This is a genomic window from Enterococcus sp. DIV1206, from assembly GCF_051712485.1.
Lineage (GTDB): Bacteria > Bacillota > Bacilli > Lactobacillales > Enterococcaceae > Enterococcus > Enterococcus faecalis.
In genome coordinates this window covers 2,173,634-2,184,295 of the sequence record NZ_JBIOOZ010000001.1, presented here as the reverse complement: position 1 = coordinate 2,184,295, position 10,662 = coordinate 2,173,634, and the positions used below count along the sequence as shown (strand labels likewise).

The following is a 10,662-nucleotide window of genomic DNA, read 5'->3' as shown; positions in this document are numbered from 1 at the left end:
TAATGGATTTTGCTACGTCACCATTTGTAGAAATCTTTAGAAGAAAGTCAGGGTTTCAATACGAATCTTCTTCAGTCCTAGATATTTGGAAATCATTAAGTATTACGGAAAACTACAAGAAGTCAAATACATTTGAAGCCGTTCTTTTGATTGATTATATGCCAGAAGAGATGTTGAAAGAAGAAACTATTTTATTAATTAATAATTGCTTTTACTATATTGATTCTATTATTTGTGATGATTTTAGTAGTGGGTTAATCACTATTTCTGGTAAATCACTTTTTGGAAAAACTGGCAAACGGATCGTGTATCGTATTTATAATCAAACAAAAAGACCAGAACTAATCTGTTATGACCATTTAAGAAATGAGGTCATTGCTCCTTCAGATTCAAAGAGAAAAATTGATTATTTATCTGTAGAACAGCCACCAGCGATTACTAGTTCAACAATTAGTTATCAAAATAGTTATGGAAATGTTGAAGAAGAAATTGAAGGGTTATGCGAAAGTTATGGTTTTGGTTTCGATGAAGTTCCCTATCAATCAGGAAAAGTTGGAACAACTATTCGATTTAGAAAAAGTGAAAATCGCTCAAATATTATTCAATTTAGTACTACGTTTGAAAATATTACAAATGAATCTCTTGAAAAAAACAATTATGATGAAGCGACTACAGCTCTTATTTATGGAGAAGGAGAAGGTAAAGCTCGTAAGCATACTCAAGTAAACAACAATTTGAGTGGCCTCGAACGAAAAGAGATATATGTAGATGCTCGTGATTTACAACAAACGGTGAATGATGTGAAAATGTCTGATTCTCAGTATATTGCAACGCTTCAATCCAGAGGAAAAGAAAAGTTAGCTGAACAACCAGCGGTACTTGCTTTGAATGGGACTATCAATTTAAATGATAGTCTTTTTGTTTATGGTCGAGATTATAGATTAGGAGACCGAGTGAAACGTATTTCTTCTTTTGGTTATTCAGATACTGTTGTTTTAAATTCTGTAACTCAAACTTGGGATGAGAAAGGTTACCATATAGACGGTGAATTTGGTAATCAGAGTAAAACAATTATTGATGTAATTAAAAGAAAGTAGGTGTTTGTTTTTGGCAGAATTAAGTTTATTTTACGATGGTGTGCTACAAGATAATGGAAAGTATGATCGTGCGTATACCTCGGCAGACTGGGCAAAATATTTTGAGAATATTTTTCGAAATGGCGTGATGATGTCTATTGGAGAAGCGTTGAGAATAGCGCCAGCAGATTCAGTCGGAATGAGAGTAGTTGTTAAAGCTGGTTCAGCATGCTTAAAAGGCTATCAATATATAAACACAACAGCTTTTGCATTACCAATTGAAGTCGCTTCTTCGACACAAGATAGAATTGATTCTATAGTTGTTCGGCATGATTTAAATGCTAGACGATCATATGTAGCGGTAAAAAAAGGAAATATAGCAATTGAGCGCACGTCAGATATTTTTGAAATACAATTGGCTACTATTCGAGTTCCACGAAATAGCACAGCTATTACAGCAGATTTAATTATAGATAAACGTTCAGATGAGAAAGTTTGTGGCTATTCTACACCATTTGAAAATGTTTCGGTATCTGGAATGGAGAAGCAATATGAAGAAATGTTAAAGCAAGTATTTAATGATTTTTCAGCTTCAGCAGATGAAAAAAATAGAGAAATGTCTCAATCGTTAAATGATATGTCTGTTTTATTCAATACATGGTTTGATAATCTCAAAAATTTATTAGATAAAAATCAAGCTGCAAATTTGCAAAATCAAATTGATAAATTGACTGCAACTATTGATTTAGGAACTATCAATCATAAATTAGGTGGGTTTCCCAGTGTTAGAGCTTTAAGTTGGGATTATGGAGCAGGTGTTGTTCCTGTCGGTCAAGAAACAACAGGTGCAGGTGGAGGACATCCGCAGACGTTATCAATAAATATAGAATATTTAAGTAGAAATTCTTTAAAAGTAAAAGTACCTGTTGATTTCGGACTAGTGAATCCTAAATATCAAAAGCTTGATGAGTATCATCATAGATTCATTTCAGGAATAAAAACAATAGAAGTTATTTTAGGAGGAAATTAAATGAATGAGATTATAAAAATTAACGAAGGGGATCCGTTGTGGCATGAACCTATTAATGAAAATTTTGAAATTGTAGAACAATTAATTCAAGCTAAAAAAAGATATGTTTACAAAAAATCAGGACTTAGCGAAGTAGAAACCGCGTACAAAACTGCGTTTGGAGAAGAAACAAATATTCTTCTTATTCGTGAAAACGATAAAGTAGAGGCTTATTTGCGTGTAAATGTGGCAGATGCAACTAAACTAAAGACTGCTATGGTACCAATTTTTATTATTCCAGAAGGATTTAAAATTGACCAATCATTAAGAGAGGATTTTTGGAATATTGCATTAACGACAGTTCAATATACTTTCCCCCAAGGGAATTATGGAGCTCTATATGAAATGAATGCGAAAGGTATTCGGTTTGGTAGTGATAGAAAAGGAAATCACTATGTACATGGTAGTTGGCGCACTGCTGATCCTTTTCCAAAAAGTGGTAGTTTGGGAACAGGAACTGTTACTATACTTGATTAATACGTCGAAAAAGAAGTGTAAAGAAATTATCGGAAAGTAGGTAAGTAGTTTTGATTGAAGAATTTGTAAGAGGTTTATTAACAAATCCAGAGCAAGTAACATTTACAACTCTATTTGTTGGTTTATTTATTTGGGTGATGAAACAAAATAATGATCGTGAGCGTAATTATCAAGAAACAATTGGAAAGCTTGCGGACTCGTTAAAAGATGTTGAAGACATTAAAACGACGGTAGAAAAAATTCATGAGAAATTAAATTAAGGTATGGCTCTAAGCTATACCTTTTTATTATTAATTTTAGGAAGGTGTTTTTATGAAAAAAACTGTTAAATTATTAGTAGCTGGTGCAATGACATTAGGTTTGATGTTACCGATTGGCGCAAATGCTTATCAAATTGAACAAGACCCAATCAATTTTGGCGGCTATTTTCCCGGTTATGCAACCAATGAATTGATTGTATTGCATGAGTCAGGAAATGGAAATAATGTTGGTCCAAACAGTTTAGATAATGAAACAGCATATATGAAACGGAATTGGCAAAATGCGTATGTTTCATATTTTGTTGGTTCTGGTGGTCGAGTGAAACAGTTAGCACCAGCAGGACAAATTCAATGGGGCGCAGGACCAACAGCGAATGCAAAAGCTTATGCTCAAATCGAATTAGCACGAACGAATAACAAAGAAACGTTCAAGAAAGACTATGCAGCCTATGTTAATTTGATTCGCGATTTAGCAACTCAAATCGGCGCAACATTTGATTTAGATGATGGTACAGGATACGGAATTGTATCGCACGATTGGGTGTCTAAAACTTGGTGGGGTGATCATACAGACCCTTACGGATATTTAGCGCAGTGGGGCATCAATAAGGCACAGTTAGCCCAAGATTTGCAAACAGGATTGCCAGAAGATGGCTCAGAAACGATTGTGAACCCTGGAAAGCCGAACGCACCAAAATATAAAGTAGGTCAACACGTTCGCTTCACAACAATCTACAAAAATCCAGATGCGCCAATTAGCCAACATATCAATGCAGATAGTTTGTGGACGCAAGTTGGAACAATTACACAAAAACTAGACGGTCGTAAAAATTTATATCGTATCGAAAACAGCGGCAAATTACTAGGTTATGCAAACGATGGTGATATTGCGGAATTGTGGGAAAGTAGCAAACCAACACCAGCTAAAACATTCACCATTGGCGTAAATGAAGGCATTGTTCTTCGCAACGGTGCGCCGAGCTTGTCAGCGCCCGTTTACGGAGTATGGCCGAAAGGTTCTACTTTTAAGTATGATTCAGTTCGTGTAGCAGATGGCTATGTTTTTTTAGGTGGTTCTGATTCAAACGGAACTAGAATTTACATTCCTGTTGGTCCAAATGATGGCAATCCATCAAACACTTGGGGTACTGGATATTAAGAACAGCTTGATTTTCTGTAACCCTTAGTTTAGAATAAACTTACACTTATTTAAATTTCTCTTGAGTCGCCTTCCCAAAGGCGGCTCTTTTCAGGACCATTAGCTCAGTTGGTTAGAGCAAACGGCTCATAACCGTTCGGTCGATGGTTCGAATCCATCATGGTCCATAAAACACGTTAACAGTATTATGAAAAGTCAATTCTTTTGAATTACTTTTGATTTTTCTAAATAATTTAGTATAAAGCTTATATCAACAACTTTTCCTAAAGCAAAATATTTTTACACCTATATAGTCTAGATAGTCTGGAAGATTATACAAAAAAGCTTGCTCTTAATTGAGAGCAAGCTTTTTTCGTCTGGTCTTTTTTTATTTCATATTTATTTTAAAGAGAGGATTGTTTTTTTATCAGACCACGGGATAACATCGATGTTTTTAGCACGAGCTGCGGTTAATGCTTTTGTAGAAAGTTTTTGTTCATCATCATTTGCTATTATTTTGTAACTAAATTTTGTTTTATCAGAAGAACGAGCCTCTTTTAAGTCATCATAAATAAAACTTTCAGTTGTTATTGAGTTAAAATTAAAGTTATTAATGAATTGAATAAAAATCTCAGGCCTCTTTTTTGTAGGTCCTAAGGAATAGTCGATTTGATAATCTATTCCAGATCCCCCAGTATATTTTGCTCCAACGTTGCCAGCAAAATCATGATCGAAGAGAAATTCTTGAACTTCTTCGTTAAAAAGATTTATGATGTTCTTCTTTTGAGTCATTGTAAGATCATAAACTCGTAGAATTGTCTGAATTAACTTGTGTTTATTAGTAGGAAAATTTGACGGATCAGAATCTATAAATAAAATATCGTTTTCCAGATTAACAGAAAAGTTATTCAAAACGTTCTCGATAAGTTTTGTTCTGACTTTAGTATTTAAATCAATGCCTAGCATTTCCAACTCATTTATAGTATTTCCATCATCCGATATTCTGATTTTATCATTAGACATATACTGAAGGTATATTCTAATACGATCGTTAATATGGTTAACAAATGGAGTAATAACCTCATCTGCTTGATCAAGTTTATTGAAAGAGTATTCTTGTTTTAACCAATTTACATAATCAGAAATGAAAGTTTTGCTATCTTTCAACTTGATCAGCTCCTTTTCTGTGTAATATTTACAAATGGGGAATATTTTTATTCTTCAAATCAACATTATTATACACTAAAAATGCTTCCAAACTATCACGAAGTTCATTTTTAATAATAATGTTAGATATTCTTGAGAGAGGTTCAACAATTGATCCAAAGTTATGATTTTTATCAAATATATGAACATGCGGAGTATCTATTTTTTTGCCATCTATACCTATATGAGGCGGACCTGTCATATCTAAACGAACTAATAATCCTTTTAAACGTTGGGAATTCATTATATATGTTAGATTCTGTTTATTTAAATGGCCTTTTCTATTTATTAATAATTTGAATTTTTCTTCTTTGTTCTGATATTTATATAAATTATGATAATTTTGTGATCCAACTTCTGGAAAGTTAAGTTTGTCTTCGTCAATTATCTTTAAGCAACTAAATAGCATGTCGAACTCTTCTTGCTGATTCATTTGAAACCTCCACATTGTAATAAATAAATTATACACTTTGAAATACTAATATATCAACAAGAACGTACGTTTCAACACTCTACATTAAAACAAGCTTCGTTTTCTTAATTAGAATAAGGTTTATTTTTATGCGCTAATCAAAGATTTCCTTACAAGCATTTTATCAATTACAAGTTGCTTTCGTTTGTTTAAGTGACCATAAACAGAAAGCTCTGTGCCATCAGGTAACATGAGTAATTCATCTGCTAATTCTTTTTTAGAAATAATGCAGTTGATAGTCTCTTTTTGAGTCTGCAAAGAAAAGCGAACTAACATTTCTGGATAAGTAGTTAATACCTTAATTTTATGAATTGTTCCTACATAATTTGGTTTCATAGAAATCAACTCCTTGCTAGTAGTTAACTATATTATATTAAGATTATTTTTATTCGTCTAGGTATGAAATGACCATACTTTGACCATACTTTTTAAGAAAATATAGGAATTATCAGAATATAGAACTTAATACAAATGCCTATTTTATAAGCGTTGAATAAAGTTAGGGATTATTAGAAAAAATAAATCTTAAAGTATCAGTTTATCCAGTAGCTAACTAATACGATTAAAAAGCTGAATCTGCGGATTCAGCTTTTTTTGTCTTGCATAAAGGGTTAGCCGGAAAATGAAGAAACATCTCAAAATAAAAAAAATCTCACATTGGGTTTAACTGCTTGTCTGACAAGGTTAATTGATGATATATTTAATGTAATAACAAGCATGTTATAAAATAATTGAGTCAAAAGAAAGAAGGGTATTATGCAGAAGAATTTTAGTGTAGTAAAGAAGTACGTGAATTTGATTTTGGATATTGTATTAGGGATTTTAGGAGTTTTCTTATTAGTATTTATGGCTAGTTATTTAGTTGACCTCGCTACATATCTCATGAAGCCAATGACGCCGGATAATTTTTCAGTTATCATGCAAGAAATTATTTCATTCTTTATGTTATTTGAGTTTATTATGATGATTCTTCGCTATATTCAAGAAGGACACCATATTCCGATTCGTTATTTGATTTTAATTTGTTTAACCGCAATTTTACGTCAATTAATGGTTGCACATGGCGATGGCTTGCAGACCTTATTGTTATCTTTATCAATTCTTTTACTAGTGGTTGTGCTATTTATTCTCGGGTTAAATGGCAGCAAATTTTATACGCTAGGAAAAGCGAAAGTAGAAGAAGATCACGAGCAAGATTTTCATCATTAATCGAACATAATCAAAGACCGTCCAACGTGAGAATTTTTCTCTAACGTGGGGCGGTCTTTTTAATGCATAGTTAAATAGTTAACTCAATCAGTTCAATTGTTGGTAAGACACCGAAGCGTGCGCTGATTTTAGTGGTTCCGATTCCTGGGTGAACAATTAGCGGCGTTTCATCTTCTAAATGATAAAGCCCATGTGTATATTTTTTAGCAAGCTGATTTTTGTAAGTGAAAAAAGGCAAGCGAATCTGTCCGCCGTGACTATGTCCTGCTAAAATGAGGTCAATGTTTTTGTTGACTGCTGAGTCTGCGACATCTGGCTCATGGGTTAGTAGCAGAGTGGGCGTTCCAGTAGGGCGGTTGACTAAAGCCGCAGCTAAGTCGGTTTGTCCATATAACGAATCTTCTAAACCAGCGACGTACAAGGAGATGTGGTGTGAAACAGGCAGTAATTTGCCCGTGTTTTTTAGTACGGTAAAGTCGGCAGCTTCTAAGATTGTTTCGTAAAAATTGGTATCTAACCCGCTATACTCGTGGTTGCCATAAATAGCGAATTTGCCATAAGGGGCGTTAATTTTACGGAAAAGTTGACTCACTTCATCCTGAATTTCGATACCGAAACGGGCATAATCATCAAATAAGTCTCCTGTAAAAACGACTATGTCTGGTTGTAATGTATTTGTTTTTTCAACAATCTGTTTTAAGGCCTTCACAGAATAATTCTTTTTTAAATGAATATCAGAGAGTTGAACAATCCGTAAAGTTTTACCTGATTCTGTTACTTTAATTTGATTTTTGTGTATGACTAAGCAGTTAGGTTCAATAAAAAAACTATAGCTTAAAATGCCGATAATAATGAAAAATAGTGCCAGAAATAAATAAACGTTCATAATTTCCTCCTTGAAGTCGCTAAATTAGTTTACTACAAAAGTGTTAAGCAAAAAATAAGGAAAGGTAAAATTTTCAGTAAACTTTCTCGATGAAGTTTTTTGGTGATTCATGCTTTTCTGAAGTAAATTTGCTATAATGAAAAATGAGAAAAAAGAAAGAAGGTCGAACCAATGATGGCAAGAGTCGAAAAGCTACGGGAGTTAATGAAAGAAAATAATTTACAAGGATTTTTAGTGACAAGTCCGTATAATTTACGTTATTTAACCAATTTTACTGGGACAACAGGCTTGGCAATGATTACATTAGATAAAGCTTTTTTTGTAACGGATTTTCGTTATACGGAACAAGCTGCGGAACAAGCAACTGGTTTTACTATCGTTAAAAACACAGGACATATTTTTGACGAAGTAGCAGATTTAGCTGAACGTTTGCAATTAGATAATTTAGCTTTTGAAGAAACGCAAGTTAGTTTCGCTGATTATAGCTTATTGGAAGAAATTTTACCATGTGAATTAGTTCCTGTAATGGGTTTGATTGAAGAATTAAGAGAAGTGAAAGATGAAGAAGAAGTAGCGATTATTGAAAAAGCGTGTGCCATCGCGGATCAAGGATTTGCCTTTGTCTTAGAGATGATTAAACCTGGAATGACAGAGATTGAAGTGGCTAATCAATTAGATTTCTTCATGCGTTCAAAAGGAGCCAGTGGTGTTTCTTTTGAGACAATTGTGGCCAGCGGTCTACGTTCAGCGATGCCACATGGCGTTGCTAGCCATAAAGTCATCGAAAAAGGTGATTTAATCACTTTGGATTTCGGCTGTTATTATGAAGGCTATGTTTCTGATATGACACGGACATTCGCTATTGGTAGTATTCAGCCAAAACTAAAAGAAATTTATGATATTGTTTTAGAAGCACAATTAAAAGTGTTAGCAGAAGCTAAACCTGGGTTGACGGGCATTCAATTAGATGCGATTGCACGGGATCATATTGCTTCCTATGGCTATGGCGATGCGTTTGGTCACAGCACTGGTCATGGCATTGGGTTAGAAATTCATGAAGGACCAAATGTTTCATTCCGAGCAGACAAACAGTTTGTACCAGGGAATGTGATTACGGACGAACCTGGAATTTATTTTCCAGGAATTGGTGGCGTGCGTATTGAGGACGATTTATTGATTACTGCTGAAGGTAATCGTGTATTAACACATGCGCCAAAAGAATTAATCATTTTATAAAGGTTGGGAGAACATGGATATCCAAGAGTATCAGCGGTTTATTAGCGCGTTTTATAAAAAACGTAACTGGTATCAATATGATCCGTTTATTCGCTCCAACTTTTTAACAGAAGAAGTCGGCGAAGTGTGTCGGGCCATTCGGACAATTGAAATTGGCCGTGATCGACCGGATGAAACAGTTTTGGCGGATGAAGAGAATCTGGAAAATTTAACGGGAGAGTTAGGCGATGTGTTGGATAATTTATTTATTTTAGCGGATAAATATGACATCTCTTTGGAAATGATTATGCAAAAGCATCGGACGAAACTAATGGAACGTTATCCTGAAGAATAAAGACGTAAAAATAAGAAAGCCAAAATTACTTGGTCTTTCTTATTTTTACGTCTAAAGGCTTGGATTAGAAATTTATGACAAGAAATTATCTGTTCTTTTAGTCAGAACTTAGCTTTTCTGGTAGCGAAATAGGCTAATTAATGATAAACTAAGAACGAGTATTGATAAGCAAAATTTGGACGTTCTTTCACAACTAACTGAAGAAACCAGTGTTGTTTTAATTTTTAAGAATCATCCGTTGCTTAAAAGAGAATCCTTAAGAGACTTAGTGATTCATCAAATAAATCGTTTATTTAACGATTTTGTGCGTAATAGATAAGGAGGACAACCAAATGTCAGAAGAAAAAAATCTTGTAATCAATGCAAACGATTCTTTAGGAGAAATCGTGATCGCTCCTGAAGTCATTGAAGTAATTATCGGAATCGCTGCTTCAAAAGTAGAGGGTGTTTATGGGATGCGTGGCACGTTCGCCAATAATGTGAATGAATTATTAGGCCGTGCAGCACACGGCAAAGGTGTATATTTACGAACAGAAGAAGAAGGCTTAAAAGTCGATATCTATTGTTACTTGAACTACGGTGTTTCTGTACCAAAAGTTGCGTTAGAAATGCAAGACCGTGTGAAACAACAAGTCTTATTTATGACAGATATTGATTTAGTTGAAGTGAATATTCATGTTGTAGCGGTAGTACCTGAAAAAATCCCTCAACCAGACTTAAATGAATTATTCCCAGAAGATGAAGATGGAGAAGAGAATGAGTAAAACAGAATTAACCCGTCACGAGATTCGTGAAAAAGCGCTCCAAGCCCTTTTTCCTTTAGATTTTAATGCTGATTTAACCAAACAAGATGCCATTGATTATGCATTGGCTTATGATAATCGGGAAATCGTCAGTGAAGATGGCGAAGACCTAGTCCCTACGTATTTAGATTTACTTGTCGGCGGTGTGTGTAGCCGCAAAGCAGAACTAGACGAAGTGATTACGAACCATTTAGGTAATAACTGGTCTATGCAACGCTTAGCAAAAATAGATATTGTTATTTTACGCTTAGCTATTTTTGAAATGCTATACGTTTCAGATGTGCCAAACATTGTGGCATTAAATGAAGCCGTTGAGTTAAGTAAAAAATACAGCGACGACCGTTCACGTAAATTTGTTAATGGTGTGTTATCGAATGTAATGAAAGAAATTGATTCAGAGGCGTAAGCTCTGAATCTTTTTTTACTATCTAACTGGTGTAAGATACTGGGTTATATGCTAAAATAAATACTATTAAAGAAGTAAAGAAACAATAGA

At 34.1% G+C, this 10,662-nt stretch carries 14 protein-coding genes and 1 tRNA gene; 11 read left to right on the top strand and 4 right to left on the bottom strand.

What is annotated here, in order from left to right:
* Positions 1 to 2: 2 nt before the first annotated feature.
* The 6 genes from IGK86_RS10640 (at position 3) to IGK86_RS10615 (ending at position 4,208) form a co-directional block, all read left to right on the top strand.
* A complete protein-coding gene (locus IGK86_RS10640; RefSeq protein WP_438742240.1) occupies positions 3 to 1,097 on the top strand; it encodes a siphovirus ReqiPepy6 Gp37-like family protein in 1,095 nt (364 codons plus the stop codon).
* 10 nt (positions 1,098 to 1,107) lie between these two features.
* Entirely contained in the window at positions 1,108 to 2,106 is a 999-nt protein-coding gene (locus IGK86_RS10635; protein ID WP_192189374.1) for a structural protein, read from the top strand.
* Positions 2,107 to 2,622 (top strand): hypothetical protein, encoded by a 516-nt coding sequence (locus tag IGK86_RS10630; RefSeq protein ID WP_207491325.1) that lies wholly within the window; start codon positions 2,107 to 2,109, stop codon positions 2,620 to 2,622.
* A 50-nt stretch (positions 2,623 to 2,672) separates the two neighbouring features.
* Complete coding sequence (locus IGK86_RS10625; protein ID WP_010711299.1) at positions 2,673 to 2,882, top strand: BhlA/UviB family holin-like peptide; 210 nt, start codon at positions 2,673 to 2,675, stop codon at positions 2,880 to 2,882.
* A gap of 52 nt (positions 2,883 to 2,934) precedes the next feature.
* Positions 2,935 to 4,041 carry an SH3 domain-containing protein gene (locus IGK86_RS10620; RefSeq protein WP_438742243.1) on the top strand — a complete coding sequence of 369 codons (1,107 nt, stop codon included), beginning with the start codon at positions 2,935 to 2,937 and terminating at the stop codon, positions 4,039 to 4,041.
* A gap of 93 nt (positions 4,042 to 4,134) precedes the next feature.
* A tRNA-Ile gene (locus IGK86_RS10615) sits at positions 4,135 to 4,208 on the top strand.
* 211 nt (positions 4,209 to 4,419) lie between these two features.
* On the opposite strand, the gene IGK86_RS10610 is transcribed toward IGK86_RS10615, so the two are convergent.
* The 3 genes from IGK86_RS10610 to IGK86_RS10600 form a co-directional block, all read right to left on the bottom strand.
* The gene (locus IGK86_RS10610; protein WP_002377502.1) at positions 4,420 to 5,187 is read right to left on the bottom strand and encodes a DUF1828 domain-containing protein; all 768 of its coding nucleotides are present in this window, start codon (positions 5,185 to 5,187) and stop codon (positions 4,420 to 4,422) included.
* A 28-nt stretch (positions 5,188 to 5,215) separates the two neighbouring features.
* Positions 5,216 to 5,659, bottom strand: coding sequence for a DUF6978 family protein (locus IGK86_RS10605; RefSeq protein WP_002377500.1), 444 nt, complete (start codon positions 5,657 to 5,659; stop codon positions 5,216 to 5,218).
* Positions 5,660 to 5,785: 126 nt separating this feature from the next.
* Positions 5,786 to 6,034 carry a hypothetical protein gene (locus IGK86_RS10600; RefSeq protein WP_438742428.1) on the bottom strand — a complete coding sequence of 83 codons (249 nt, stop codon included), beginning with the start codon at positions 6,032 to 6,034 and terminating at the stop codon, positions 5,786 to 5,788.
* A gap of 420 nt (positions 6,035 to 6,454) precedes the next feature.
* On the opposite strand from IGK86_RS10600, the gene psiE reads away from it, so the two are divergent.
* Positions 6,455 to 6,907, top strand: a complete 453-nt coding sequence (gene psiE / locus IGK86_RS10595) for a phosphate-starvation-inducible protein PsiE (RefSeq protein ID WP_002355869.1) — start codon at positions 6,455 to 6,457, stop codon at positions 6,905 to 6,907.
* A 70-nt stretch (positions 6,908 to 6,977) separates the two neighbouring features.
* Here psiE and IGK86_RS10590 read toward each other — a convergent pair whose 3' ends face one another.
* On the bottom strand, positions 6,978 to 7,793 hold the full coding sequence (locus IGK86_RS10590; RefSeq protein ID WP_010826901.1) for a metallophosphoesterase: 816 nt from the start codon (positions 7,791 to 7,793) through the stop codon (positions 6,978 to 6,980).
* Between the two features lie 171 nt (positions 7,794 to 7,964).
* Between IGK86_RS10590 and IGK86_RS10585 the strand changes: the two genes are divergently transcribed.
* The 4 genes from IGK86_RS10585 to nusB all read left to right on the top strand — a co-directional run bounded on the left by IGK86_RS10585 (position 7,965) and on the right by nusB (position 10,572).
* Entirely contained in the window at positions 7,965 to 9,029 is a 1,065-nt protein-coding gene (locus tag IGK86_RS10585; RefSeq protein WP_025193988.1) for a M24 family metallopeptidase, read from the top strand.
* 13 nt (positions 9,030 to 9,042) lie between these two features.
* Positions 9,043 to 9,363 carry a MazG nucleotide pyrophosphohydrolase domain-containing protein gene (locus IGK86_RS10580; RefSeq protein ID WP_016617623.1) on the top strand — a complete coding sequence of 107 codons (321 nt, stop codon included), beginning with the start codon at positions 9,043 to 9,045 and terminating at the stop codon, positions 9,361 to 9,363.
* 332 nt (positions 9,364 to 9,695) lie between these two features.
* Positions 9,696 to 10,127 (top strand): Asp23/Gls24 family envelope stress response protein, encoded by a 432-nt coding sequence (locus tag IGK86_RS10575; RefSeq protein ID WP_002355874.1) that lies wholly within the window; start codon positions 9,696 to 9,698, stop codon positions 10,125 to 10,127.
* On the top strand, positions 10,120 to 10,572 hold the full coding sequence (nusB, locus tag IGK86_RS10570; protein WP_002355875.1) for a transcription antitermination factor NusB: 453 nt from the start codon (positions 10,120 to 10,122) through the stop codon (positions 10,570 to 10,572). The genes IGK86_RS10575 and nusB overlap by 8 nt, the downstream gene beginning before the upstream one ends.
* Positions 10,573 to 10,662: the final 90 nt, after the last annotated feature.